Source organism: Chelativorans xinjiangensis, from assembly GCF_009812055.1.
In the GTDB taxonomy this organism is placed as follows: domain Bacteria; phylum Pseudomonadota; class Alphaproteobacteria; order Rhizobiales; family Rhizobiaceae; genus Chelativorans; species Chelativorans xinjiangense.
On the sequence record NZ_WQNH01000022.1, the window covers coordinates 57,957 to 82,601 of the forward strand.

23 protein-coding genes are annotated in these 24,645 nt (G+C 64.9%); 11 read left to right on the top strand and 12 right to left on the bottom strand.

What is annotated here, in order from left to right; genetic code table 11:
- Window positions 1–222: 222 nt before the first annotated feature.
- From GM910_RS14835 to GM910_RS14845, 3 genes are all read right to left on the bottom strand, one after another.
- Window positions 223–2,577 (bottom strand): putative bifunctional diguanylate cyclase/phosphodiesterase, encoded by a 2,355-nt coding sequence (locus tag GM910_RS14835; RefSeq protein ID WP_159588515.1) that lies wholly within the window; start codon window positions 2,575–2,577, stop codon window positions 223–225.
- Window positions 2,578–2,669: 92 nt separating this feature from the next.
- Window positions 2,670–6,143, bottom strand: coding sequence for an indolepyruvate ferredoxin oxidoreductase family protein (locus GM910_RS14840; RefSeq protein ID WP_159588517.1), 3,474 nt, complete (start codon window positions 6,141–6,143; stop codon window positions 2,670–2,672).
- 254 nt (window positions 6,144–6,397) lie between these two features.
- On the bottom strand, window positions 6,398–6,673 hold the full coding sequence (locus GM910_RS14845; protein WP_159588519.1) for a hypothetical protein: 276 nt from the start codon (window positions 6,671–6,673) through the stop codon (window positions 6,398–6,400).
- Window positions 6,674–6,748: 75 nt separating this feature from the next.
- Between GM910_RS14845 and GM910_RS14850 the strand changes: the two genes are divergently transcribed.
- The gene (locus GM910_RS14850) at window positions 6,749–7,360 is read left to right on the top strand and encodes a TRAP transporter small permease subunit (protein ID WP_159588521.1); all 612 of its coding nucleotides are present in this window, start codon (window positions 6,749–6,751) and stop codon (window positions 7,358–7,360) included.
- Window positions 7,353–9,161, top strand: coding sequence for a TRAP transporter large permease (locus tag GM910_RS14855; protein WP_159588523.1), 1,809 nt, complete (start codon window positions 7,353–7,355; stop codon window positions 9,159–9,161). Before GM910_RS14850 ends, GM910_RS14855 begins: the two co-directional genes overlap by 8 nt.
- Before the next feature lie 78 nt (window positions 9,162–9,239).
- On the opposite strand, the gene GM910_RS14860 is transcribed toward GM910_RS14855, so the two are convergent.
- Entirely contained in the window at window positions 9,240–10,346 is a 1,107-nt protein-coding gene (locus tag GM910_RS14860; RefSeq protein WP_159588525.1) for a TRAP transporter substrate-binding protein, read from the bottom strand.
- Between the two features lie 290 nt (window positions 10,347–10,636).
- On the opposite strand from GM910_RS14860, the gene GM910_RS14865 reads away from it, so the two are divergent.
- Window positions 10,637–11,401 carry a gamma-glutamyl-gamma-aminobutyrate hydrolase family protein gene (locus tag GM910_RS14865; protein ID WP_159588527.1) on the top strand — a complete coding sequence of 255 codons (765 nt, stop codon included), beginning with the start codon at window positions 10,637–10,639 and terminating at the stop codon, window positions 11,399–11,401.
- Window positions 11,402–11,406: 5 nt separating this feature from the next.
- Here GM910_RS14865 and GM910_RS14870 read toward each other — a convergent pair whose 3' ends face one another.
- Together GM910_RS14870 and GM910_RS14875 are read right to left on the bottom strand one after the other, a co-directional pair.
- Window positions 11,407–11,805 (bottom strand): hypothetical protein, encoded by a 399-nt coding sequence (locus tag GM910_RS14870; protein ID WP_159588529.1) that lies wholly within the window; start codon window positions 11,803–11,805, stop codon window positions 11,407–11,409.
- Window positions 11,806–11,910: 105 nt separating this feature from the next.
- The gene (locus GM910_RS14875) at window positions 11,911–12,888 is read right to left on the bottom strand and encodes a 2-hydroxyacid dehydrogenase (RefSeq protein ID WP_159588531.1); all 978 of its coding nucleotides are present in this window, start codon (window positions 12,886–12,888) and stop codon (window positions 11,911–11,913) included.
- Between the two features lie 1,185 nt (window positions 12,889–14,073).
- On the opposite strand from GM910_RS14875, the gene xylB reads away from it, so the two are divergent.
- From xylB to GM910_RS14890, 3 genes are all read left to right on the top strand, one after another.
- Window positions 14,074–15,528 carry a xylulokinase gene (gene xylB, locus GM910_RS14880; protein WP_159588533.1) on the top strand — a complete coding sequence of 485 codons (1,455 nt, stop codon included), beginning with the start codon at window positions 14,074–14,076 and terminating at the stop codon, window positions 15,526–15,528.
- Window positions 15,525–16,835 (top strand): xylose isomerase, encoded by a 1,311-nt coding sequence (xylA, locus tag GM910_RS14885; RefSeq protein WP_159588535.1) that lies wholly within the window; start codon window positions 15,525–15,527, stop codon window positions 16,833–16,835. Before xylB ends, xylA begins: the two co-directional genes overlap by 4 nt.
- Before the next feature lie 345 nt (window positions 16,836–17,180).
- A complete protein-coding gene (locus GM910_RS14890; protein ID WP_159588537.1) occupies window positions 17,181–17,411 on the top strand; it encodes a hypothetical protein in 231 nt (76 codons plus the stop codon).
- Between the two features lie 14 nt (window positions 17,412–17,425).
- Here GM910_RS14890 and GM910_RS14895 read toward each other — a convergent pair whose 3' ends face one another.
- Window positions 17,426–18,202: an IclR family transcriptional regulator domain-containing protein gene (locus tag GM910_RS14895; protein ID WP_159588539.1), complete on the bottom strand. Its 777-nt coding sequence runs from the start codon at window positions 18,200–18,202 to the stop codon at window positions 17,426–17,428.
- A gap of 79 nt (window positions 18,203–18,281) precedes the next feature.
- On the opposite strand from GM910_RS14895, the gene GM910_RS14900 reads away from it, so the two are divergent.
- The 3 genes from GM910_RS14900 to pcaF are packed head-to-tail and all read left to right on the top strand — an operon-like array spanning window position 18,282 to window position 21,137.
- Window positions 18,282–19,136, top strand: coding sequence for a CoA transferase subunit A (locus GM910_RS14900; RefSeq protein ID WP_159588541.1), 855 nt, complete (start codon window positions 18,282–18,284; stop codon window positions 19,134–19,136).
- Complete coding sequence (locus GM910_RS14905; protein WP_159588543.1) at window positions 19,136–19,939, top strand: CoA-transferase subunit beta; 804 nt, start codon at window positions 19,136–19,138, stop codon at window positions 19,937–19,939. Before GM910_RS14900 ends, GM910_RS14905 begins: the two co-directional genes overlap by 1 nt.
- Window positions 19,932–21,137: a 3-oxoadipyl-CoA thiolase gene (gene pcaF / locus GM910_RS14910; RefSeq protein ID WP_159588545.1), complete on the top strand. Its 1,206-nt coding sequence runs from the start codon at window positions 19,932–19,934 to the stop codon at window positions 21,135–21,137. The genes GM910_RS14905 and pcaF overlap by 8 nt, the downstream gene beginning before the upstream one ends.
- On the opposite strand, the gene GM910_RS14915 is transcribed toward pcaF, so the two are convergent.
- Together GM910_RS14915 and GM910_RS14920 are read right to left on the bottom strand one after the other, a co-directional pair.
- Window positions 21,134–21,538 carry a type II toxin-antitoxin system VapC family toxin gene (locus GM910_RS14915; RefSeq protein ID WP_159588547.1) on the bottom strand — a complete coding sequence of 135 codons (405 nt, stop codon included), beginning with the start codon at window positions 21,536–21,538 and terminating at the stop codon, window positions 21,134–21,136. The two genes, pcaF and GM910_RS14915, sit on opposite strands and share 4 nt — an antisense overlap.
- Complete coding sequence (locus tag GM910_RS14920; RefSeq protein WP_159588549.1) at window positions 21,535–21,795, bottom strand: antitoxin; 261 nt, start codon at window positions 21,793–21,795, stop codon at window positions 21,535–21,537. The genes GM910_RS14915 and GM910_RS14920 overlap by 4 nt, the downstream gene beginning before the upstream one ends.
- A 142-nt stretch (window positions 21,796–21,937) precedes the next feature.
- On the opposite strand from GM910_RS14920, the gene GM910_RS14925 reads away from it, so the two are divergent.
- Together GM910_RS14925 and GM910_RS14930 are read left to right on the top strand one after the other, a co-directional pair.
- Entirely contained in the window at window positions 21,938–22,195 is a 258-nt protein-coding gene (locus GM910_RS14925) for a type II toxin-antitoxin system RelB/DinJ family antitoxin (protein WP_159588551.1), read from the top strand.
- 1 nt (window position 22,196) lies between these two features.
- Entirely contained in the window at window positions 22,197–22,469 is a 273-nt protein-coding gene (locus tag GM910_RS14930; RefSeq protein WP_159588553.1) for a type II toxin-antitoxin system RelE/ParE family toxin, read from the top strand.
- 12 nt (window positions 22,470–22,481) lie between these two features.
- Here the strand turns inward: GM910_RS14930 and GM910_RS14935 are convergent, their stop codons facing one another.
- The 3 genes from GM910_RS14935 to GM910_RS14945 all read right to left on the bottom strand — a co-directional run bounded on the left by GM910_RS14935 (window position 22,482) and on the right by GM910_RS14945 (window position 24,645).
- Window positions 22,482–23,078 (bottom strand): nucleoside deaminase, encoded by a 597-nt coding sequence (locus GM910_RS14935; protein ID WP_159588555.1) that lies wholly within the window; start codon window positions 23,076–23,078, stop codon window positions 22,482–22,484.
- Entirely contained in the window at window positions 23,075–23,575 is a 501-nt protein-coding gene (locus GM910_RS14940) for an ureidoglycolate lyase (RefSeq protein ID WP_159588557.1), read from the bottom strand. Before GM910_RS14940 ends, GM910_RS14935 begins: the two co-directional genes overlap by 4 nt.
- 212 nt (window positions 23,576–23,787) lie before the next feature.
- A complete protein-coding gene (locus GM910_RS14945; protein WP_159588582.1) occupies window positions 23,788–24,645 on the bottom strand; it encodes a bifunctional allantoicase/(S)-ureidoglycine aminohydrolase in 858 nt (285 codons plus the stop codon).

Sequence of the window (24,645 nt, forward strand, 5' to 3'; positions counted from 1 at the left end):
GCGTTCCGGGCAAATACCGATGGCCGCGTCCCTTCGCGCCTCGGCTGATAACTCGATACCGTTTTACCCGACAACATATTCGCCCCTACTCAGGCAAAAAAGCTATCCCAGAACGATCGATAGAAGAAGGAGAAAATTGGCACCCGTTTTTTAATCAATTGTTAACCTTAACGATTCGCAAGCACGGCTCTTCGGCGTGAAATCTCCACCAGAAGGCACCGGTCAAGAGCCGACGGGCTTCACATGCGCGTCCGACTTCGCGGCTCTCCGCGACCGTACCTCCTGCTGCCTTTCGGAGGACGCCAGAGCGGAAAACGACCAGCCGCTGGCGGACATCGTTTTGATGCCGGACGAAGTCAAGGCGGAGCCGAACAGAAAGCCTTGCACCAGATCTGGCCGGACGGTCGCCGCCAATATCTTTAACTGCGCAAACGCTTCCACCCCTTCGACGGTCACGGCAAGCCCCAGATTTCGCGACAGATCAACGACGCTTGTCAGCAGGCGTAGCGATCGTTCGTTCCCTGTGAGATCGGCAAGGAAACTTCCGTCGATCTTAACCTTGTCGAGGGGCAGAGTGTGAAGATAGCTGAGGCTTGAATAGCCCGTGCCGAAGTCGTCAAGGGCAATAGTCACTCCGAGCCCTCGGAGTTCCTCAAGATATTTGCGCGTCGAGATTTTGTCGTCGAGCAGAGCCGTCTCGGTGACCTCGACCTCCAGCCGATCGGGTGCAAGCTGCGCCTTCGCAAGCGCGCTGCGCACTTTGTCGACGACGGAGCCGCCGTGGAAGTCCTTAGCCGAGAGGTTGACCGAGACACGCAGATGTTCCGGCCAGTGCGCGCATTCATGACAGGCAATATCCAGGACCAACGCGCTGATCTCCGAGACGATACCAATCTCCTCGGCGAGGGGAATGAAAGTCGCGGGTGAAATGGGCCCAAGCTCGGGATGATCCCATCGGCACAAGGCTTCGGCACCGATGATCTGCATGGACTGCATGTCCACAATCGGCTGGAAGACGACACGGAGGCTTTTTGACTCCACGGCGCTTCGAAGATCGCCTTTCATGACCTGCCGGCTGCGGAAAGCCGCATCCATCTCGGTCTCGAACAGACGCCAACCGTTCTTGCCCTGCTCCTTTGCCTTGTAGAGCGCTAGATCCGCTTTCACGATCATCGCGTCGACGTCCGTCTCGCTGACATGCGCCAGGGCCGCTCCGCCGCTGGCCTGGATGCGCAGCAGATGTCCGGCCACATCCACTTCCCCCTGCAGGCTTTCGAAGATGTCTGTAAGGCGGAGCGAAAAATCGTTCTCATCTTCAATTCGGTTGAAGAAGACCATGAACTCGTCGCCACCGAAGCGGCTGACTTTCACATCGTTGGAGGCCGCCGTCGACAACTTCTCGGCCACGGCGTAGATGAGGCCATCACCGACAGGATGGCCAAGGGTGTCGTTGATGCTTTTAAAGTCATCGAGATCGAATACAGCCAAACCGCAAAGCCGCCCGCGGTCGCCCACTGCCATAAGTTCCGTGACTATCTCGTGGAAATACGCCCGATTGGGCAAGGTGGTGAGGCTGTCATAGCGCGCCATGTAGCGGATTCTCTCTTCCGCCTCCACGCGTTGTGTAACTTCCTCGAATATGAGCACCGCAAGCTCATCCTGGCCCCCGCGGGCCGAAAACTCCAGATAGCGCCCGTCTGTAAGTTTCAGCAGCACCTTTCGGTCGCGCCCCTCGCGCAGCGCATCGGTCAACTGCGATTCCGCGTACTGAAAATCCTTCATCTCAAGAAAGCCGCCGGCGACGCCGCGCATCAAAAGCGCCTTGAGACTGCGCCCGAGCACCTGATTGGCCGATCGGAAGCCCATCATCTCCGCCGCGCGGGCGTTGGCCACGACAACCGTCCCCTCGGTGCCGAACATCACCAAACCGTGCGACATCGTATTCAATGCACGATCGAAACGGTGCGCCAGACGGCGCGACCAGGTACCTTGGATTATTGCATCGAAGAGGACGGTCTGCACATTGTCCGACATCTTCTTGAGCACGAAGATGAATGGAACGAGATACAACCCCAGGATAACGAAGGCATACCCCCCCTTCAGAATCATGCCTAAGGCCATCGGGAGCACCACGGCAAGCGACTGAAGCATCACCATGGTCCTGGAGCCGTAGTTCCTGCCGACAATTGTGATGGTAGAGCCCATCACCACGGCGACCGAACCGATTTCTCCAAAAGTATCAGGCTTGTAGTAGAGCGTGACGAAGCAGAAGAGGCCCATCATGAGGGCCTGGAAAAATCCGGTGCAAAGGTAGTTTAGCTCCCACCGGCGGGCCTGCTCATAAGTCGATATGTTGGCCTTTTTCCCCTGCTGGATGTTGTAGTAGCGAAAGACGCCCGCGAAAAACAGGATGATCGCAAATCCAAGGTATATGGGTTCTCCCGAAGTCGTGTAGACCAGATATGCGAGGAGGCAGTGGCAGACTCCGCCTATGAGCAGCACTTCGGCCTCGTTGAACAACGAGCGCACGAAGCCCACATAGACTTCTTCAGGAACATTCGATTTGCTTGTTTTCACAGCATGAACCCGTTGGCCAGGCTCACCAATGGCACAACCGAATTAAGAAAGCTTTATAGCTGATAACATTAGTGATTCTGCCGTGCGCGCCCTCACTCGGCCGCCTCGAGCAGCGGGTCGGGATCCGTCTTCCTGAGGCGGGCGATGAGGCGGGTGCGCTCTTCGGCTGCTTTCTTCGCGTTCGCCTCCTTCACGTGGCCGAAACCGCGGATGAGTGCGGGGACGGAGGCGAGCGCCGCGGCCGCTTCCGTGCGGCCGGGGGCAAGTGACACCTCGATCAGGTCGAGATCGGCTTCGTATTGGGCAAGAAGCCGGCGTTCCATGCGCCGCTCAGTGGAGCGGCCGAAGGGATCGAAGACGGTGCCGCGCAGGCGCTTCAGGCGAGCGAGCAGGGAGAAAGCCTTGAGCATCCACTGGCCGTAGCGCGCCTTTTTCAGGTGCCCCTCGGCGTCGCGCCGGGCGAAGATCGGCGGAGCGAGGTGGAATTCGAGGCGGTCGTAGTTTTCGAACTCGGCGGCGAGCTGGCGCTTGAAGGCGCCGTCGGTGTAGAGGCGGGCGACCTCGTACTCGTCCTTGATGGCCATCAGCTTGAAAAGATTGCGGGCGGCCGCTTCCGTCACCGCGGTGGAGCCGGGGGACACCTTCTCTTCCGCCGCGCGCAGGCGGGCGATGCGGGCGCGATAACGCTCGGCATAGGCCGCGTTCTGGTAGGCGGTGAGGAAATCGGCGCGGCGGGCGATGATCTCGTCGAGCGTGCGGGCGGGCTCTTCGCCGCCCGCGGGCGCGGCGCGGGCGACCAGGTCGCTGACGTGACGCGACTCGTGCGCGGCGCGGCGGCCCCAGCGAAAGGCGGAGAGGTTCATGGAGACGGCCTGGCCGTTAAGCTCGATCGCCTTTTCGATGGCCTCTGCCGAGACCGGCAGGCCACCAAGCTGATAGGCCATGCCGAGCATGAACATGTTGGCGCCGATGGAGTTGCCGAAAAGCACGGTGGCGGTCTTGGTGGCGTCGAAGAAATGCGCCTTCTCCTCGCCCGCCGCCTCGCGCACGGCTTTCTTCAGCCGCTCTATCGGCAGTGAGAAATCGGCCGAGCGGGCGAAATCGCCCGGCATCACCTCCGCCGTGTTGGCGAGGAACAGGGTGTGCCCCTCACGTACGGTGGAGAGCACCTTGCGCGCGCCGGAGACCACGAGGTCGCAGCCGAGCACCAGATCCGCCTTGCCGGCAGAAACGTGGATGGAGTTGATGTCGGCGGGCGTGCGGGCGATCCTCAAGTGCGAATAGACGGCGCCGCCCTTCTGGGCCAGTCCCGCCATGTCGATGATGCCCGAACCCTTGCCTTCCAGGTGCGCCGCCATGCCAAGGATGGCACCGATGGTGACCACGCCCGTGCCGCCGATGCCGTCGACGATGCCGGCCCAGCCGCTGTCGAGCGGGAAAAGCCCGGGCTCCGGCACGCCTTCGAGCGGATCGCCGCCATCGGCGACGCCCTTCAGCTTCCTCGGCTTCGCCCCGTGCACGGTAACGAAGGACGGGCAGAAGCCGTTGACGCAGGAAAAGTCCTTGTTGCAGCTCGACTGGTCGATGCGTCGCTTGCGGCCGAACTCCGTCTCAACGGGCTGCACGGAGACGCAGTTGGATTTCACACCGCAGTCGCCGCAGCCCTCGCACACGAGCTCGTTGATGATCACCCGCTTGTCCGGGTCGGGATAGGTGCCGCGCTTGCGCCGGCGGCGCTTTTCTGCCGCGCAGGTCTGGTCGTAGATGAGGACGGAGACCCCCTTTACCTCGCGCAGGGTCCGCTGCACTGTATCGAGGTCGTCGCGGTGATGAACGGTGGTGCCGGCGGGGAAGCGCACGACGCCGTCGTATTTCTCCGGCTCGTCGCTGACGACGGTGATGCGCTTCACGCCTTCCGCGCGCACCTGATCGGCGATCATCTCCATCGTCAGCCCGCCCTCGTGCGGCTGACCGCCGGTCATGGCAACGGCGTCGTTGTAGAGGATCTTGTAGGTCATGTTGACGCCGGCGGCGATGGCCGCGCGCAGCGCCAGGGTGCCCGAGTGGTTGTAGGTGCCGTCGCCGAGGTTCTGGAAGAAGTGCTCGCGCTTGGAGAACGGCGCCTGGCCGATCCACTGCGCCCCCTCACCGCCCATGGCGGTGAAGCCGACCGTGCCGCGGTCCATCCACAGCGCCATGAAATGGCAGCCGATGCCGCCGCCGGCGATCGAGCCTTCCGGCAGCTGCGTGGAGGTGTTGTGTGGGCAGCCGGAGCAGAAATAGGGCATCCGGGTGGCGACATCCTTGGTGTCGGCCAGCATCGCCTGGAACTGCCGCAACCGGGCGACCCGCGCGGAAATCTCCTCCGAGGGGCCGATGACCTTGAGGATGCGCTCGCCGATGGTGATTGCGATATGGTTGGGGTCGAGCGCGCCCATGGGCCTGAAAAGCCGCTCGTCGCGTTCGTCCTTCTTGCCGATCACCGTCGGCTGCATGGAGGTGCCGTAAAGGTCCTCGCGCACCTGCACCTCGATCAGCGAGCGCTTCTCCTCGACCACGATCACCATTTCGAGGCCGCGCGCGAAATCCTTGATGTGCTCGAGGTCGAGCGGCCACGGGCAGGCGACCTTGAAGAGCCTCACCCCCAGCGTGTTGGCGCGCGCCTCGTCGATACCGAGGTCGGAGAGCGCCTGGCGCACATCGAGATAGCTGGTGCCGACGGTGATGATGCCGAGCTTCGGGCTGCGCCCGCCCGAAAAGACGATGCGGTTGAGCCCGTTTTCGCGCACGAAGGCGGCCGCCGCCGCGCGCTTGTAGTCGTGCAGCCGCTCCTCCTGGCCGAGCTGGTTCACCTCGTGGCGGATGTTCAAGCCCCCCGGCGGCATGTCGATCTCGGGCAGAACGATGCTCAGCCGCTCCAGCGCCACGTCGACGGAGGCGGTCGATTCAATGTTGTCCTTGACGCATTTGATCGCCGTCCAGGTGCCGGCGAAGCGCGACAAGGCATAGCCGTAGAGCCCGTAGTCGATCAGCTCCTGCACGCCGGCCGGGTTGAGGATCGGCACCATTGCGTCGACGAAGGCGAACTCGCTGGCATGCGCCACGGTGGAAGATTCGGCGGCGTGGTCGTCGCCCATCAGCGCCAGAACGCCGCCGTGCTTCGACGAGCCGGCGAGATTGGCGTGGCGGAAGACGTCGCCCGTGCGGTCGACGCCCGGCCCCTTGCCGTACCAGAGCGCGAAGACGCCGTCGTGCTTGCCCTCGCCCAGAAGCTCCGTCTGCTGCGAGCCCCAGCAGGCGGTTGCCGCCAGCTCCTCGTTGAGGCCGGGCTGGAAGACGACGGAGGACCTCTGCAGTTCGCCCTGCGCTTTCCAGAGCTGCAGGTCGAGGCCGCCGAGCGGCGAGCCGCGGTAGCCTGAGACGAAGCCGGCCGTATCGAGCCCGGCCTGGCGGTCGCGCTCGCGCTGCATCATCAGCATGCGCACGATGGCCTGGGCACCGGAGACGAATATGCGCTCCTTGGCGAGGTCGTATTTGTCGCTGAGCGAAACCTCGTGAAGCGTCATGAGCTTTTTCCTCCTAGTGGTCTGACCCAAACAGATGGTACCCATCTGTTTGGAAAAGTCAGCCCACAAGCTATTGATCCGGTGGGGCGATTTGCCCTGACAGATGGGTACCATCTGTCAGGATCGCACCACTGGAGGCAGCACGGCTCTGAAACGGCCTGCACCGTCGGACGCGCTTCTACCAATATATAGGTCACGCGGAAGGTGGTTATCCATGCCTGGCCGCATCCGGACAAAGGGCACGCTCTTCGGAGTCATGCGTTAGTTTTCTCTCGGCTGGCCATGGCGTCAAACGATTTCGAACCTGCGACAATAAAGAGCAAGGCTGCAACCGAATGCCTGTCGGCTTCGACAGAAAATAGCGCGAACGGCGCGCCCCGCGCAGCATTGTTTCGGGCCGCGCCAGGACAATACGGCGGTTCGGGCCGATCCGCGGCGGTGGAATCGCCGCCGCCGCGCTTCCCTTTGCCGAGCGAAGCTGTTAGTTGCGCGCCGGTTTCACGGTAGCGGCCGGCCTTAACGGTCGACATTTGCGCCTACGCAATGCAGTGTCGCCAAAAAAGAACCGGCCCGAATGGGCGTCGGGGGAAATCCTGGAGGAGCAAATGGCGGGGCTACTCGGCCTGTCGCGTTTTATCGATCGAATCAATCAGTTCATCGGCAGGCAAGTGTCCTGGCTCATTCTGGTGGCGGTGCTGGTCTCGGCCTACAACGCCATCGTGCGCTTTCTGGGCAACGGCCTGCCGGCCTACCTGCCGATCCCACGTGCCTCCAACGCACTTCTGGAATTGCAATGGTATCTCTACGGCACGGTGTTCATGCTGGCCTCGGCCTACACCTTGCTGCGCAACGAGCACATCCGCATCGACATCGTGTCGGGCAAGCTCTCGAAGCGGGTGCGCGATTGGATCGACCTGTTCTGCCACATCTTCTTCCTGCTCCCCTTCGTTTTGCTTCTGGTCTACCTCTCCTGGCCCTGGTTCCTGCGCTCCTTCCGCAGCGGGGAGATGTCCACGAACGCCGGCGGGCTCATCATCTGGCCGGCCAAGTTCATGGTGCTCGCCGGTTTCGTGCTCCTGACGGCACAGGCGCTTTCCGAGATCGTCAAACGGATTGCCGTCATCCGCGGCATCATCGACGAGCCCAATCCACAGCACGAGCTGCACCCGACGGTGGAAGCCGCCATCGAGATCGAGGAGGGACAGGCCCGTGATTGACCTGATCGCCCACAATCTCGCGCCGATCATGTTCACCTGCGTGATGGCGATGCTCCTGATCGGCTATCCGGTGGCCTTCACGCTTGCCGCCGGCGGGCTGTTCTTCTTCGTCATAGGTGTGGAGCTATCCTCGGTCTCCAGCGAAATCCGCCTGTTCTGGCCGCTTCTGCAGTCCCATCCCGAGCGCATCTACGGGATCATGTACAACGACACGCTCCTGGCCGTGCCCTTCTTCACCTTCATGGGCCTGATCCTGGAGCGCTCGCGCATGGCGGAAGACCTCCTGGATACGATCGGACAGCTCTTCGGCCCGGTGCGCGGCGGCCTCGCCTATGCCGTTGTGCTTGTCGGCGCGCTTCTGGCGGCCACCACCGGCGTGGTGGCCGCTTCCGTCATCGCCATGGGGCTGATCTCACTGCCGATCATGATGCGCTACAATTACAACGGCAGCTTCGCCACCGGGGCCATTGCCGCCTCCGGAACGCTGGCGCAGATCGTGCCGCCGTCGCTTGTGCTGATCGTCATGGCGGACCAGCTCGGCCGGTCCGTCGGCGACATGTATGTCGGAGCGCTGCTGCCGGCGCTCATCATTGTCGGCATCTATTGCGTGCTGGTTTTCGCCATAACCCTGGTGCGCCCGCAATGGGCTCCCGCCTTACCACCGGAAATCCGCACGCTCGGCGGCGGCGTGTGGTCGCTAGTCGCTGTGCTGGCGGCGGCAGTGGCCATCTACTTGGCCACCTACCACACCATCTTCGCCGATATGCGCGAAGAGGTGCGCATGGTCTGGGCGGCGACGACCGCCACGCTGGTCACCCTCGCCTTCAGCCTCGCCAACAGGCACTTCAAGCTCGGGATCCTGTCGCGACTCGCCGAGCAAGTGGTCATCGTGCTGATCCCGCCGCTGGCGCTCATCTTCCTGGTGCTCGGCACCATCTTCCTCGGCATCGCCACGCCGACGGAGGGCGGCGCCATGGGCGCGGCCGGCGCACTGGTGATGGCGTTGGTCAAGCGGCGGCTCACCCTCACGGTGCTCAAGCAGGCGCTCGACGCGACGACAAAGCTTTCGGCATTCGTGATGTTCATCCTGATCGGCGCACGCGTCTTCGGGCTTACTTTCTACGGCATCAACGGCAATGTGTGGATCGAAGAGCTTTTGCTCAGCCTGCCGGGTGGCGAGACCGGCTTCCTCATAACCGTGACGATCATCGTCTTCATCCTCGGCTGCTTTCTCGATTTCTTCGAGATCGCCTTCATCATGGTGCCGCTCCTGGCGCCGGCGGCCGAAACGCTGGGCATCGACTTGATCTGGTTCGGCGTGATCCTGGGCATCAACCTGCAGACGTCCTTCCTCACCCCGCCATTCGGTTTCTCGCTGTTCTACTTGCGCTCGATCGCACCGATGAAAGCGTGGAAGGACGAGGTTTCGGGCCGTCTGCTGCCTGCTGTCAGTACCGCCGAGATCTATCGCGGCGCCGTGCCTTTCATCATCGTCCAGTTCCTGATGATCCTTCTGGTCATCGCCTTTCCGGGGCTCGTCACCCACTATAAGAGCGAGAACGTCGTCGATCCCAGCCAAGTCGAGATCACCATCCCGACCTTCGGAGAGCAGGATGGGCTCGGCGGTTCGCCCTTCGGTGCACCGGCGGACACTGACGGGGGCGAGGGCGAGGAGAACGGACAGCAGCTGCCTGGCCTCGAGGGTCTGCCGCCGTTCGGCGCGCCCGAGGACGGCGAGGACGCGCCCGCGCCCTCGGCACCGCCGGCCGACGACCTCAGCCAGCCGCCGAGCTTCGACTGAGGCTCGTAAACCTATGGACAAATGAAAGGCCCCGGAGCGCTGCTCCGGGGCCTTCTTTGCGTGCTTTCCGTGCGGCGGTTAGAGCTTGCCGGCGCGCTGCTGCCGCATCATGAAGGTGTCGAACGTGTATTCCGTGAGCTGTGCCCACAGGTAGGCGTCCTTCTTGAAGGCCAGCTGACTGTCGTAGATCTTCTTGAACATCGCGTTCTGCGCGTTGATCTCGTCGTAGGTTTCCATCGAGGCCTCGTAGCAGGCCTCGAGGATCTCCTGGCTGAAGGGGCGCAACTCCGCGCCCTCGGCGACGAGCTGCCTGATCGCAGCGGGGTTCTTGTAGTCGTAGCTCGCCATCATGTCTGCATTGGCGGAGCGGCAGGCGGCGTCGAGGATGGCCTGATAGGCCGACGGCAGGCCCTCCCACTTCTCCTTGTTGACGAGCGCGTGCAGCACCGGGCCGCCTTCCCACCAACCGGGGTAGTAGTAGTATTTGGCCACTTTGTTGAAACCGAGCTTGAGATCGTCATAGGGGCCGACCCACTCGGTGGCGTCGATCGTGCCCTTTTCCAGCGCCGGATAGATATCGCCGCCGGCGATCTGCTGCGGCACCACGCCGAGCTTCTCGATGATCTTGCCGCCCATGCCGCCGATGCGCATCTTCAGGCCGTCGAGATCGGCGAGGGTCTTGATCTCCTTGCGGAACCAGCCGCCCATCTGGGCGCCCGTATTGCCGCAGATCAGCCCGTAAAGGCCCTGGGTTGCGTAGAACTCGTTCATCAGGTCGTTGCCGCCGCCGTAGTAGAACCATGCGTTCTGCTGGCGGTAGTTGAGACCGAAGGGGATGGCCGTTCCCAGCGCGTAGCTGGGATCCTTGCCCCAATAATAGTAGGACGCCGTATGGCAAAGCTCGACCGTGCCGCTGGCGGCCGCATCGGCAGCCTGCAGGCCGGGGACGATCTCGCCGGCGGCGAAGACCTGGATCTCGAAATTGCCCTCAGTCGCCTCGTTGACGAACTGAGCCATCGTCTCGGCGGCCCCGAAGATGGTGTCCAGGGCCTTGGGGAAGGACGATGTGCAGCGCCAAGTGATCTTCGGCAGTGACTGGGCGATGGCCGGCGTGGCAAGCGCGGCCGCCCCCGCGGCACCAGCGCCGGCAAGGCCAGCCTTCTTGATGAATGAGCGACGGTCCATAGGTTTTTCCTCCCATTATTTGGATCGTGAGGTTGAGTTGAGTCCGGGCGACCATGCGCATGGCGCACGCCCCCCCGAATCCACCGGTATCAATGGCATGCTCGACAGGGCAAGTCTAGCGCCGCACGGCGCTCCGAAGCGGTGGCATGGTCCATCTATCCTCATGGTAAGATGCACGAATCCAGCGTGACCGATCCGCAGCGGGACGGCGGTTGGAAACGGGCGCGCGAGGCGCTACATGTCGGGCAGCCTCCGCGCCGCCGGAGCGCCAGGAAAGGCGGAAGGAAACCATGCAGCAGCCCCTCGTTGCCGTCTCGACGGATGTGAAGGACTTCGAGAACTACACGTGGCACGCCGTGCCGGAGCAGTATCTGGAGGCGGTGTTGTCGGCCGCCGGCGTGCTGCCGGTGCTGGTGCCTTCCTTCGGCGACAGGCTCGATCTCGACGCGCTTCTGGCCTCGGTCGACGGGGTGATGCTGACGGGTTCGAAGTCGAACGTGCATCCTTCCCACTACGGCGGCGAGGCGGGCGACAGGCACGGCCCCTACGACGAACGCCGCGACGCCACGACGCTGCCGCTCATCCGCAAGGCGATCGAGAAGGGTGTGCCGCTGCTCGCCATCTGCCGTGGCATCCAGGAATTGAACGTCGCGCTGGGCGGGTCGCTCGCCGGCGAAATCCAGGAGCGCGAGGGGGCGCTGGACCATCGGGCGCCGGAGAGCCCCTCCCAGGACGAGCGCTTCGCCATCCGCCACCCGGTGGCCATCAAGCCGGGAGGGTGCCTTGCCGGCGTGTTCGGTGCCGGCGAGATCAAGGTGAACTCGGTGCACCGGCAGGGCGTCGACCGGCTCGGCCCCAACCTCAAGGTGGAGGCGACGGCGCCGGACGGCACGGTCGAGGCGGTGTCGGTGGTCGGTGCGCCGGCCTTCGCCGTCGGCGTGCAATGGCATCCCGAATACTGGGCGGCGAGCGACAGCGCCTCCAAGCGCATCTTCGCGGCCTTCGGGGATGCCGTGCGCGCCCATCAGGCGGCGCGGGCAATCGCGGCCGAGTGAGGACCTTACTTCACGGTGAGCGCCATCAGCGGTGCGGCGGGGCGGAGTGATTCGTAGGCGACGCCGTCGGCTGCGTAGAACTCGGCGATGACGCGGCCGTCCGCCGCTTCGAAGGCGACATCGCCGTCCGCGCCCTCTTGCCAATAGCGCGCTTGGCTCAACTGCGGCGTCAGCAGGATGCAGTCGGCCGCCAGTTCGATCTCCGCACGGCCGGTGCCGGCGGCCCTGCCCTTGGCGATGGTGCAACTCCCCTCGCGTCCGGCGACGCTCAACCGGTAGTGGGGGAGCGATCCGGGGCGTTCCTGCATCGACGGGTCGACCGCCGCGGCCCCTTCGCGGTCGAACGCCACGAAGGGAAGCGCGCCCAGTCCCATGACGACCAGTCCGGCAACGACCGATTTCATGTGCTCGTCCCTCTGCCCCGCCCCTCCGCGGATGAATGCCAAAAGGGCATCATTGCCGGCAAAGGTTAACGCAAGCTTGCCCGGCCGCCCCGCGTTCGCCGGCCCCTACCCCCCACTCCGCACATGCGCCGTCTCGGGCACGGGGGTCAGCGCCTCGCCCTTCGTGAACCAGGCGATGAGGTTGTCGACCATCAGATCGGCCATGGCCTGGCGTGTATGCACCGAGGCCGAACCGACATGGGGCAGCAGGCAGGCGTTCTCGCGGGCGAGAAGCGCCTCGGGCACGTTCGGCTCGTCAGCGAAGACGTCGAGGCCGGCGGCGAGGATGGTCCCGTTGCCGAGCGCCTCGGCAAGGGCAGCCTCGTCCACCGCGCTGCCGCGACCGACATTGACGAAGACGCCGTTGGCGCCGAGCGCGGCGAACACCTCGGCATTGATCGCCTTCTCCGTCGCCGCCCCTCCCGGTGCCACCGAGATCAGCGTATCGACGGCCTGTGCGAGGGAAAGAAGGGTCGGGTGGTATTCGTAGTCGACGCCTTCGACCTGGCGCCGGTTGTGATAGCTGACGGGCAGGCCGAAAGCCTCGATGCGCCGCGCGATGGCACGGCCGATGCGCCCGAGACCGAAGATGCCGACGCTGCGCCCGCGCAGCGTGCCCCGCGTCAGCGGATACGGCCCCTCGGCGCGCCAGCGCCCCGCGCGCAGGTAGCTTTCCGCCTTCGGTAATTCGCGCACCGTGTTGATGAGCAGGCCGATGGCGGTGTCCGCCACCTCCTCCGTCAGGACATCCGGCGTGTTGGTGACCATGACATTCCTGGTGCCCGCATGGGCCGCGTCCACGCCGTCGTAGCCGACGCCGAAATTGGCGATGATCCGCAGATTGGGGAGCGCGTCGATGAAGGCAGCATTGATGACCGTCGCCGAGGCGATCCCGGCCACGGACTGCTTCATCTCTTCCGTCAGAAGCGCCGGGTCGGCCTTGTCGATCCTGACAAGCCGGAAACGCTCCTCGATGCGGCCCACCGGATGGGCGGGCATCTTTCCCGGCACGAGGATCGTTTTATCTGCGCGCATCTCACTCATCGGCACCTCCTTGTTCGCTTCGCGCGCACGGTAGGCGCTGGGGCGAGGATTGTGAAGTGGAACCGGCGAGCGCCATCGTTGCCACGCCCGCTTTCGCGTCTGGCCATTGACCCTTCGACTGTTCGACAAGCTCACAGCTCAGGGTGGGAAGCGGGGCGCGTCTTCGGCACCGCAGGAGGCGCTTTGGGGGCGCCTCAAATTAGGCGCGTCCAACGCGCCCCACCGGAGTCTGTCCCGACGGTCGGCCGGTCACTCGGGCCTTTCTCCTTCCCGGCCGCACCCGATTGGGGGCTTAGCCGGGCCGGACGAGAAGCCCTGGCGGCTTCTCCGCAATGCCGGCAACGCTGTCACCCAGCGCTCCCGGCACCGCCGGCCTGTCGCGGGCCCTCAGGCCTCCGGATACCGAGCCCGAAGGGAGAGGTCTCCGCCGCCCTCCCGAACACCCGGTGCGCATCCGGTTCCCGCGAGAGCGATGGCAAGGATTGTACGGGCGGGCTGGGCAGGGGGGCGTATTTTCCTGCGAAAAAAGTTGGAGAAATTATTCCGAAGCGAGGGAAAACAATGGGTTGGTTGGGAAGAAAAAATCTTTGTCGCCACATTTTATCCCCGCGCAGGCGAGGCATCGCCGGCTGAGGTGAAGGGCGCCCGCCGCCTTTCCAACGCGCGTCATCCCTACCCGCGCGCGTCATCCCACTTCCGGGATGACGCGCGCGCGGGTGGGGTGGGGATGGGCACGTAGTACGCACATGTCGCCGCGGCCGGAATGACGCGCGGGTGGTGGGTTTCTTTGAAATGCCGGCGCCCGTCGCCACCACCCCCCTCCGCCTGCCGGCACCTCCCCCACAAGGGGGGAGGAAAGCCGTCGCGGCGGCCTTCGCCAATCGCCAGCGTTGCAGAAGAAGCGCCGGAGCGAGCGGCCAGCCTTCCTCCCCCCTTGTGAGGGAGGTGCCGGCAGGCGGAGGGGGGTGGTGGCGACGGGTGACGGCATTTTCGACTGGCGGGCAGTGGTGTTTTTCAATTGACCTTGCCCGCCGAAAAGCAAAACACTTTCCTTTCGCATCCCATCACCGGCCCCTCGACGATTGCCTTGCGGCGGTGGATATGCATATTTGTTTCGGAGCTCGAAAAAAATGATCGGTGCGCTGTCCGGTCACTTCGGAGGAAGGCAGCGCGGGAGGAAATTGCATGTATCTCGGTCTCGACCTTGGCACATCCGGGGTGAAGGCGCTTATCATCGACGATGCGCAGAAGGTGGTTGCTTCCGCGACGGGTGCATTGGAGGTCTCGCGGCCGCACGCGGGATGGTCCGAGCAGGACCCGGCGCATTGGATCCGCGCGACGGAAGAGGCGCTGGCGGCGCTTCAAATGTCTCACGGCGAGGCGCTGGCGGCGGTGAAGGGCATCGGCCTTTCGGGCCAGATGCACGGGGCGACGCTGCTGGATGACACCGACAAGCCCTTGCGGCCCTGCATCCTCTGGAACGACACGCGCAGCCACGAGGAGGCGGCCGCGCTCGACGCCGATCCGCGCTTCCGCAGGATCACCGGCAACATCGTCTTCCCCGGCTTCACGGCGCCAAAACTCGCTTGGGTGAAGCGCCATGAGCCGGAGATTTTCGCGGCGACGAAGAAGGTGCTCCTGCCCAAGGATTTCCTGCGTCTGTGGCTGACGGGCGAGCATATTTCGGAAATGTCGGATTCGGCCGGCACGGCCTGGCTGGACGTGGAAAAGCGGCGCTGGTCGCCGGACCTGCTGGCGGCATTGGGGCTTGACGAGAGCCATATGCCGCGCCTTGTGGAGGGCACGGAGAAGGCCGGCACGCTGCGCCCCACGCTTGCCGGGCGCTGGGGCATGGGCGCGAATGTGACGGTCGCCGGCGGTGCGGGCGACAACGCGGCGTCCGCCTGCGGCGCCGGCACGGTGAAGCCGGGGGCGGCGTTCGTCTCGCTCGGCACGTCGGGCGTATTGTTCGCCGCCAACGGCGCCTATCTGCCCAACCCGGAAAGCGCCGTGCACACGTTCTGCCATGCCCTGCCGGATACTTGGCATCAGATGGGGGTCATCCTTTCGGCCACCGATTCGCTGAACTGGCTGGCCGGCATCACCGGCGCCGACCCCGCCGAGCTGACGGGCGAACTCGGCGACGAACTGAAGGCGCCCACGGGGGTGACCTTCCTGCCCTACCTTTCCGGCGAGCGCACGCCGCACAACGACGCGGTCATCCGCGGCAGCCTCGTTGGCCTGGCGCACCGGACCGACCGCGCCGCCCTCACCCAGGCCGTGGTGGAGGGCGTCGCCTTCGCCTTCCGCGACAGCCTGGAAGCGTTGAAAAAGGCCGGCACGGAGCTTACCCGCGTCACGGCGATCGGCGGCGGCTCGCGCTCTTCCTACTGGCTGAAGGCCATCGCCACGGCGCTTGAACTGCCCGTCGACGTGCCGGCCGAGGGCGATTTCGGCGCCGCCTTCGGCGCGGCCCGCCTCGGCCTTATCGCCGCGGAGGGCGCCGACCCGCTCTCCGTCTGCACGCCGCCGGCGGTCTCCACCACCGTGGAGCCCGACGCGGCACTGACACCCGCCTATGGGGCGGCGTACCGCCGCTACCGCGATCTCTACCCAGCGATACGAGGAGTCTCATCGTGAGCACAGGATTTTTTGGCGACATCAAGCCGGTCGCCTATGAGGGGCCGGACAGCGACAACCCGCTGGCCTTCCGCCACTACAACCCGAATGAGGAGGTGCTGGGCAAGCGCCTGGAGGACCATCTGCGCTTCGCCGTGTGCTACTGGCACAACTTCGTCTGGCCGGGCAACGACCCCTTCGGCGGCCAGACCTTCGAGCGGCCGTGGTTCGGCGAGACCATGGAGAAGGCGAAGCTGAAGGCGGACGTGGCCTTCGAGATGTTCCAGATCCTCGGTGTGCCCTTCTTCACCTTCCACGACCACGACGTGCGGCCGGAGGGCGAGACCTATTCGGAAAGCGTCTCGCGCCTCAACGAGATGGCCGACTACTTGGAGCAGAAGATAGAGAACGGCGGGCCGAAGCTCTTGTGGGGCACGGCGAACCTCTTCTCCAACCGCCGCTTTATGGCGGGCGCGGCCACCAACCCGGACCCGGACGTCTTTGCCTATGCCGCGGCCACGGTGAAGGCCTGCATGGACGTGACCAAGCGGCTGAATGGCCAGAACTACGTGCTGTGGGGCGGACGCGAGGGCTACGAGACGCTGCTCAACACGGATATGGGCCGCGAGATGGACCAGCTCGGCCGGTTCCTCTCCATGGTGGTCGACTACAAGCACAAAATAGGTTTCGAAGGCACGATCCTCATCGAGCCGAAGCCGCAGGAGCCGACGAAGCACCAGTACGATTACGACGTCGCCACCGTCTACGGCTTCCTGAAGCGCTACGGGCTGGAAGGCGAGGTGAAGGTGAATATCGAGCAGGGGCACGCCATCCTTGCCGGCCACTCCTTCGAGCACGAGCTGGCGCTGGCGGCAAGCCTCGGCATCCTCGGCTCCATCGACATGAACCGCAACGACTACCAGTCGGGCTGGGACACCGACCAGTTTCCCAACAACGCGCCCGAGGCGGCCCTTGCCTACTACCACGTGCTGCAGGCGGGCGGCTTTTCCACCGGCGGCACCAATTTCGACGCCAAGCTGCGCCGCCAGTCGCTCGACCCGGAGGACCTGATCGCCGCCCATGTCGGCGGCATGGACGTGTGCGCGCGGGGGCTGAAGGCGGCAGCACGCATGATCGAGGACAAGGCGCTGAGCGGGCCGCTGGAAGAGCGCTATGCCGGTTGGCAGGGTGCGGAGGCAAAGGCGATGCTGAAGGGCGAGCGCACGCTGGAGGAGGTTACCGAGCGCGTGGCGCGCGAGGGGCTCGACCCGCAGCCGGTGTCGGGGCGGCAGGAGAAGCTGGAGAATATCGTCAACCGGTACGTTTGAGGGGATTGCGTTTAGCTGAATTGGAGGGGCTGACGCCCTTTCGCGCCCCCCTCTGTCCTGCCGGACATCTCCCCCGCGAGGGGGGAGATTGTGCTGGCCGCTTGCTCCGGCGCTTCTTCTGCGACGTCGACAGTTGGCGAAACCGTCCGCGACGGCCAATCTCCCCCCTTGCGGGGGAGATGTCCGGCAGGACAGAGGGGGGCGCGAAAGGGCGCCGGCATCTCCGTTCGCCCCTCTCCGCCCCGCAGCCTATTTGTCTATAACCCGTCGTCAAATCTTCATCCGAGCGCCTTCATCCAGTCAGGATTGGAAGGCATGAATCATGTCGTGACTCGGAGGCTTAGGATGACTGCTGATAAGAGAGTGGAAGCGGAGATCGACGCGCTATTGGGGCGTGACGAGACGGCATCCGTTATCGACACGCTATTGGCCATGCCTCGCGTAGAAGCGGCCAACGATCCCGACGGTTCGTGGGAGAGGGTCCTGCATGCCCGCCTCCAGGCACGGCTTGCCCGCAAGATGCGGCGGGTGCTGGAAGAGGCACCGGACCGAAAGGGCTCCAGGAGCGCCGCGTGAGGGCGCCGGGCGCCTTACTGCAGTGCCAGAAAATCCTCGATTTTTGCAGCAGCCTCGATAAGCGGCGGCAGGATGGTCTGGCGCATCTCCTCGCACGAGAAGCGCGCCGACTGCGTGGAGACGTTGAGGGCGGCGACGATGACTCCCGTTCTGGCCCGCACCGGCACGGCAATCGACCGCAATCCCAATTCGAGTTCCTCGTCGACGATGGCGTAGCCTTCCCGCCGGACCTCGGCCACGCGGGCCGCCAGCGCCTGCCGGTCCGTCACCGTCTTGGGCGTGTTGGCGCGGATCGTCGCCTTTTCCAGAAAACGGGCGAGTTCGGCCGGATCCAGGTCTGAGAGGAGCACCCGGCCCATGGAGGTGCAGTAGGCCGGCAGCCGCGCCCCGACCGCGAGCGACACCGAGACGATGCGCCGCCCCGCCACGCGGGCGACATAGACGACGTCCTCGCCTTCCAGAACGGCCGCCGAGCAGGATTCGCCGAGCGCCTGGGAGACCTCGCGCATGATCGGCTCCGCATAGGCCCAGAGCGAGGAGCCGCCGAGCCAGGCGCGGGTGAGCGACAGGAGCTTGGCCGAGAGCAGGAAATGCCGCCCTTCCTGCCGGGCATAGCCCTCCGCCACCAGGGTGAGCAGCAGCCGGCGGGCGCCGGCGCGCGTCAGCCCCGCCGCCTCCGCCACCTCGGTGAGGCGCAGGCCGGAAGGGGCGCCGGCTAGGATTTCGACCACGCCCAGCCCCTTGGCCAGCGATCCGACGAGATCGCGGGCGCCCGGGGTCGCGCCGTGCATTGACTCGGGTCGGTCGTCCATCTATCTCTGTATCGCATATAAAACTTATGTTCGCAATACGAACATTTGGAGGAGGCGCATGGCACGTTTCATGCCGCTCGACGAGGCGGTTCGGGAGAACCTCAAGGACGGCGATACCGCCGCCTTCGAAGGCTTCACGCACCTGATCCCCACCGCCGCCGCCCATGAGGCGATCCGCCAGGGCTTCAGGGACCTGACGCTGATCCGCATGACGCCGGACGTGGTCTACGACCAGATGATCGGCATGGGGATGGCAAGGAAGCTCATCTTCTCCTATGCGGGCAACCCCGGCGTCGGGCTTCTGCGCCGGCTGCGCGATGCGGTGGAGAACGGCTGGCCGCGCGCCGTCGAGATCGAGGAGCATTCCCACGCCGCCATGGCCAACGCCTACGAGGCGGGGGCGGCGGGCCTGCCCTGCGCCGTCTTCCGCGGCTATCGGGGTGCCGAACTGGCGAGGGTCAACCCGAACATCAAGAGCGTCATCTGCCCCTTCACCGGCGAGGAGCTGGCCGCCGTGCCGGCGGTGCGGCCGGACGTGACCTTCATCCACGCGCAGAAGGCCGACAGGAAGGGCAATGTGCTGGTGGAAGGCATCGTCGGCATCCAGAAGGAGGCGGTGCTGGCGGCCAAGCGCGCCGTGGTGACGGTGGAAGAGGTGGTGGAGGATTTCTCCGGCCTGCATCCCAATCTCTGCGTACTGCCGCATTGGACGGTGACGGCGATCTCGGTGGTGCCCGGCGGGGCGCATCCCTCCTACACCCACGGCTATTACGCGCGCGACAACGCCGCCTATCTGGAATGGGACGAGGTGGCCGCCGATCGCGACCGTTTTCGCGGCTGGATGGAGGAGAACGTGATGAAGGCGGGGCCGGACGACTTCGCCGCCCGCGTGGCCGGGCTGAGGGCGGCGTGATGGGCGACTTCACCCCCAACGAGATGATGACCATCGCCGCCTCGCGGGCGCTGACCAGCCAGGACGTATGCTTCGTCGGCATCGGCGCGCCGTCCGCCGCCTGCAACGTCGCCCGCCTCACGCATGCGCCCGACATCACGCTGATCTACGAATCGGGCACCATCGGCACGGCGCCCGACGTCTTACCGCTGTCGATCGGCGACGGCGAACTGTGCGACACCGCGCTCACCACCGTGCCGGTGCCGGAGATGTTCCGCTACTGGCTGCAGGGCGGGCGCATCACCATCGGCTTCCTGGGGGCGGCCCAGCTCGACAAATACGGCAACATCAACACCACCGTCGTCGGCGACTACGAGAAGCCGAAGGTGCGGCTGCCCGGCGGCGGCGGCGCGCCGGAGATCGCCACCTCGTCGGGCGAGGTCTATATCACCATGGCGCAGTCGAAGCGCGGCATGGTCGAAAGAATAGACTTCTACACCTCCTTCGGCCATGGCGAGGGCGGCGACCACAGGAAGAGGCTCGGCATCAAGACGAAGGGGCCGACGCTGCTCATCACTGACCTTGCCATCTGGAAGCCGGATCCGGAGACGAAGGAGTTCACCGTGGTCTCGCTGCATCCGGGGGTGACGCGCGAGATGGTGCAGGAAACCTGCGGGTGGAAGGTGAAATTCGCCGAAAAGCTGGAGGAAACGCCGCCGCCGACCGTGCTCGAATTATCGACGCTGCGCGACCTGAAAGCCCGCACCGATGCCGCGCACAAGGGCGGCGCCCCGGCCGCCAAGAGAGGAGCGAAGGATGGCTGAAGCCTATATCTGCGACTATGTGCGCACACCCATCGGCCGCTTCGGCGGCGTGCTCTCCACCGTCCGCGCCGACGACCTCGCCGCCGTCCCGCTGAAGGCGCTCATGGAGCGCAACGGGAGGATGGACTGGGATGCGGTGGACGACGTGATCTACGGCTGCGCCAACCAGGCGGGCGAGGACAACCGCAACGTCGCCCGCATGGCGGCCCTCCTTGCGGGTCTACCCGTGGTGGTGCCGGGGACCACCATCAACCGCCTGTGCGGCTCGGGCATGGATGCGGTGGCGACCGCCGCGCGCGCCATCAAGGCCGGCGAGGCGGAGCTGATGATCGCCGGCGGCGTGGAATCCATGAGCCGCGCGCCCTTTGTCATGCCCAAGGCTGAAGTCGCCTTTTCGCGCAATGCGGAGATCTACGACACCACCATCGGCTGGCGCTTCGTCAACCCGCTGATGAAGAGAGGGTACGGCATCGATTCCATGCCGGAGACGGGCGAGAACGTGGCCGAGGACCTCGGCGTCAGCCGCACCGACCAGGACGCCTTCGCCGTGCGCAGCCAGGACAAGGCCGTGGCGGCGCAGGAGAACGGGCGGCTGGCGAAGGAGATCGTCCCCGTCACCATCCCCCAGCGCAAGGGCGAGCCGGTGGTCGTCGACAAGGACGAGCACCCCCGCCCCGGCACGACGGTGGAGAAGCTTTCCAAGCTGCCGACGCCCTTCCGCGAGGGCGGCACGGTAACGGCGGGCAATGCTTCCGGCGTCAACGATGGCGCCGCCGCCCTCATCATCGCCTCGGAGGCCGCCGCGAGGAAGCACGGCCTAACGCCCATCGCCCGCATCCTGGGCGGTGCCGCCGCCGGCGTCCCCCCGCGCATCATGGGCATGGGGCCGGCCCCCGCCACGAAGAAGCTGTGCGCGCGGCTTAACCTGGAACCCGCCGATTTCGACGTGGTGGAACTCAACGAGGCCTTCGCATCGCAGGGGATCGCCGTTCTGCGCGCGCTCGGCATCCCCGAGGATGCCCCTCACGTGAACCCCAATGGCGGCGCCATCGCGCTGGGCCACCCCCTCGGGATGTCCGGCGCCCGTATCTCCGGCACGGCGGCGCTGGAGCTGAAGGAGCGTGGCGCAAGGCTGGCGCTCGCCACCATGTGCATCGGCGTCGGCCAAGGCATCGCGCTGGCGCTGGAGCGGGTTTAGTCGTCGAGCCAGTTCTCGACCTGAAGGCCCGGCACGAACCGGAAGGCGCGGTCGCTGGACACCAGCGTCGCGCCGACTTCCAAAGCGTGGGCGGCGATCAGCATGTCGAGTGCGGTCAACGATTTTCCCGACCGTTCCATGTCAGTGCGGAGTTGGGCGTAGGTATGCGCCGTTCGTGGCGTCCATGGCAGAATCTCGATCTCGGCGAAGAAGTCGTTCGTGGCCTCTCGCAGCCTTATCGCCTCGGGCCGCCGGTATAGCCCGAACCAGATCTCGCCATATGAGACAGACGAAACGCAGAGCCGGCTTGGGCTATGGCCGGCCACACGTCGCAATACGGCGGGCGACCTTCCCGACGCAGCAAAGCTGATCGTATTGGTGTCGAGCAGATAGGGGCTCATCCGAACGGATCGTCACGCTCGTGTGGACGACGGTCACGCCACGGGAAACCCTCCGGGATATCCTCGGGCCTAAGCCGTTCGACAGCCGCGAAAAACTTATCCCACGAACCCGTCCGTTGGGGTTTCGGTGAAAGGATCACATCCCCCGTCGCGGGATCACGCCGGATCTCCACCTCGTCGCCCTCGAAGCGGAACTCCGCCGGAAGGCGCACCGCCTGGCTACGGCCGTTCTTGAAGAGCTTTGCGGTTTTGGGCATGGGCGCCTCCATCGAAGAGATGGTATATATTTTGGTATATATCATCTCCGAAAGAATGGGACAAGGCGCTCTCCCGGCGCAGATCCATCGTTGCAAATGTAGCCGTATATAGCTACATTGTGGCCTACAAAGGAGATAAGCCATGGCTACCGATACTGTGGTTCGCGCGAGAATCGATGCCGAGACGAAGAAGGAGGCCGCGGCCGCGCTTGCGGAGATGGGCTTGTCCATTTCCGACTATATTCGCATGGCCCTCGTCCGGGTTGCCCGCGACAAGGCGGTGCCTTTTCCAGTGAAGGTGCCGAATGCCACGACGGTCAAGGCGATGAAGGAACTGGACGCCGGCAAGGGCAAGAGGTTCGAAAGCGCTGACGAGTTGTTCGAGGATCTGGGCATCTGACGTGCTCGTCCTTGTCCGGTCCACGGCATTCAAGCGCGACGTGAAAGTAGCCCAGAAGCGTGGCAAGGATCTTGCCGCGCTACGAATGCTGCTGAGCCTGCTGATAGAGCGGAAGCCGTTGCCGCCTTCCTACCGAGACCATCCTTTGAAGGGGAGATGGAACGGCTACCGCGATGCGCACATCGAGCCGGACTGGCTGCTGATCTACCGGATTGTGGGCAACGAGTTGCAACTGGCCCGCACCGGCACCCATTCCGACCTGTTCAAGGAATAGCCTGGGGCCGCCTCAGTTCAGCGGAATATCGTTCTCCGCCTTGCCGGCCTGATAGATCTCCGAGAGGTTGTCGTAGTTGGCGGAAATCCGCGTTATCCGCGCCTCCATCCGATCCCGCTCCGGTTCCGGCAGGCCATGCACGAGGCTTCGGATGGAATAGCTCTTCCAGAACGCGTTCTCCGCATTGTAGCCGCCGGGGTCGAGCGCGAAGACCTCCTTCAGGATTTTCAGGTCGTGCGGGATGGCGAAGGAATCGCGCGAATCTTCATGGCTGAAGAGGTAGTAGAAATTGTCGAAGCCGGTCCAGGTGATGGCCGAGAGGCACAGCGAACAGGGCTCGTGGGTGGCGAGGAAGATGCAATCGCCCGGTTCGGGGCGCTGTTCCTTCGGCAGCTCATAGAAGCGCTTCAGCGCGTGCACCTCGCCGTGCCAGAGCGGGTTTTCCAGTTCGTTGTTGGTTTCCGCCAGCACCAGCGACAGGTCGCTTTTCCTCAGGATCGCTGCGCCGAAGAGCTTGTTGCCGACTGCCACGCCGGCTGCCGTCATCGGCACGATGTCGTGCTCGATCACGTCGAGAAGGCGGTCGAGGAGTGTCGCGTCATCTTTCATGGCGTGTCCGGAAGGTGGATCTCGTAGGGCTCGGGGAAGAAGAATTCTTCCAGGTTGTTGCCGTCCCCTCCCCGGTCGACGGCGAGGAAATCCTGCTCCTCGCCGAGGGGTGTCAGCACCGCGTGCCAGGTGTTGCGGTGGTAGTTCACGCCTTGGCCCGGCCGGGCGACGAAGGCTTGCGGCGTGCCCGGCTTTCCCCCTTCGTCGGGGCAGACGGCCACCAGGAAGGGCCGGGGAGAGAGGGGCATGAAGGCCTGGCTACCGAGCGGATGGCGCTCGACCATGGTGAGCTTCAGCGGCAGTGGGTAGGGTTGGCCGCGGAAGATGTTGACGAGCACCCGCGCGTTCTCGCCTATCGCCTCGACGCGCGCCAGATCGTGGAAGCGGCGGCACTTGCCTTCGTTGATGAGGAAGCTTTCAGCGCCGTCGGTTTCGATGATGTCGCCGAAGGGGGCGAAGGCTTGTTTCGTCAGTGGGTTGGCGGTGATGCGGGTCATGGCAGCCTCGCCCTGAAGGGGAGAGCAATCGCATATGAGTCATCTTTGCCGGCTTCGCCGGGACCCCCACCCCTTACCCCTCCCCTCAAGGGGGAGGGGGGCGTCGACGTCTCAGAATCCCCCTCCCCCTTGAGGGGAGGGGTAAGGGGTGGGGGTTCAATCAAAGACTCGGAGTCCATACGCGATAACCCTGCCTTGAAAGGGGAGAGACCTCAGCACGCCCTTCCGCCGCCCGCCGCCCAAAGCTTCGCATGCCGGTTGACATCCTTGTAGAGGAGGTAGCGGAACCTGCCCGGCCCCCCGGCATAGCAGGCTTGCGGACAGAAGGCGCGGAGCCACATGAAGTCGCCGGCTTCCACCTCCACCCAGTCGCGGTTGAGCCGGTAGACGGCCTTGCCTTCGAGCACGTAGAGCCCGTGCTCCATGACATGGGTTTCGGCAAAGGGGATGACGGCGCCGGGCTCGAAGGTGACGATGGTCACGTGCATGTCGTGGCGCATGTCGTCGGGGTCGACGAAACGCGTGGTCGCCCACTTGCCGTCGGTATTGGGCATCGGCGTCGGCGGCACGTCTTCTTCGTTGGTGAAGAAGGCTTCCGGCGCGGGCACGCCCTCCACCGCCTCGTAGGCCTTGCGGATCCAGTGGAAACGGGCGGGCGCCGTGCCTTCGTTGCGCGCGGTCCAGCCGCTTTTGGGCGGCAGGAAGGCGTAGCCGCCGGGCCACATACGGTGGGCCGTGCCGTCGAGATGCACCGTCAGTTCCCCTTCCACGACGAAGAGCACGCCTTCGGCTTGCGTGTCGGGCTCCGGCCGCTCGCTGCCGCCGCCGGGCTCGACCTCCATGATGTATTGCGAAAAGGTCTCGGCAAAGCCGGTAAGCGGCCGGGCGATGACCCAGCAACGGGTCTTCTCCCAGAAGGGCAGCCGGCTCGTCACGATGTCGCGCATCACCCCCTTCGGGATGACGGCATAAGCCTCCGTGAAGACGGCTCGACCGGTGATGAGCTCGCCCTGGCCGGGCAGGCCGCCTGTCGGGGCGTAGTAGGCGCGGGCGCCGGTGTGGGGTTCCAT

What these genes read in the sequence shown, in the direction of transcription:
- GM910_RS14840 (WP_159588517.1), bottom strand. Translation starts at nt 6,143, where the DNA reads ATGACGCTTCACGAGGTTTCGCTCAGCGACAAATACGACCTCGCCAAG.
- GM910_RS14845 (WP_159588519.1), bottom strand. Translation starts at nt 6,673, where the DNA reads ATGTCGACCGTTAAGGCCGGCCGCTACCGTGAAACCGGCGCGCAACTA.
- GM910_RS14850 (WP_159588521.1), top strand. Translation starts at nt 6,749, where the DNA reads ATGGCGGGGCTACTCGGCCTGTCGCGTTTTATCGATCGAATCAATCAG.
- GM910_RS14860 (WP_159588525.1), bottom strand. Translation starts at nt 10,346, where the DNA reads ATGGACCGTCGCTCATTCATCAAGAAGGCTGGCCTTGCCGGCGCTGGT.
- GM910_RS14865 (WP_159588527.1), top strand. Translation starts at nt 10,637, where the DNA reads ATGCAGCAGCCCCTCGTTGCCGTCTCGACGGATGTGAAGGACTTCGAG.
- GM910_RS14870 (WP_159588529.1), bottom strand. Translation starts at nt 11,805, where the DNA reads ATGAAATCGGTCGTTGCCGGACTGGTCGTCATGGGACTGGGCGCGCTT.
- GM910_RS14875 (WP_159588531.1), bottom strand. Translation starts at nt 12,888, where the DNA reads ATGAGTGAGATGCGCGCAGATAAAACGATCCTCGTGCCGGGAAAGATG.
- xylB (WP_159588533.1), top strand. Translation starts at nt 14,074, where the DNA reads ATGTATCTCGGTCTCGACCTTGGCACATCCGGGGTGAAGGCGCTTATC.
- GM910_RS14890 (WP_159588537.1), top strand. Translation starts at nt 17,181, where the DNA reads ATGACTGCTGATAAGAGAGTGGAAGCGGAGATCGACGCGCTATTGGGG.
- GM910_RS14895 (WP_159588539.1), bottom strand. Translation starts at nt 18,202, where the DNA reads ATGCACGGCGCGACCCCGGGCGCCCGCGATCTCGTCGGATCGCTGGCC.
- GM910_RS14900 (WP_159588541.1), top strand. Translation starts at nt 18,282, where the DNA reads ATGGCACGTTTCATGCCGCTCGACGAGGCGGTTCGGGAGAACCTCAAG.
- GM910_RS14905 (WP_159588543.1), top strand. Translation starts at nt 19,136, where the DNA reads ATGGGCGACTTCACCCCCAACGAGATGATGACCATCGCCGCCTCGCGG.
- pcaF (WP_159588545.1), top strand. Translation starts at nt 19,932, where the DNA reads ATGGCTGAAGCCTATATCTGCGACTATGTGCGCACACCCATCGGCCGC.
- GM910_RS14915 (WP_159588547.1), bottom strand. Translation starts at nt 21,538, where the DNA reads ATGAGCCCCTATCTGCTCGACACCAATACGATCAGCTTTGCTGCGTCG.
- GM910_RS14920 (WP_159588549.1), bottom strand. Translation starts at nt 21,795, where the DNA reads ATGCCCAAAACCGCAAAGCTCTTCAAGAACGGCCGTAGCCAGGCGGTG.
- GM910_RS14925 (WP_159588551.1), top strand. Translation starts at nt 21,938, where the DNA reads ATGGCTACCGATACTGTGGTTCGCGCGAGAATCGATGCCGAGACGAAG.
- GM910_RS14935 (WP_159588555.1), bottom strand. Translation starts at nt 23,078, where the DNA reads ATGAAAGATGACGCGACACTCCTCGACCGCCTTCTCGACGTGATCGAG.
- GM910_RS14940 (WP_159588557.1), bottom strand. Translation starts at nt 23,575, where the DNA reads ATGACCCGCATCACCGCCAACCCACTGACGAAACAAGCCTTCGCCCCC.
- GM910_RS14945 (WP_159588582.1), bottom strand. Translation starts at nt 24,645, where the DNA reads ATGGAACCCCACACCGGCGCCCGCGCCTACTACGCCCCGACAGGCGGC.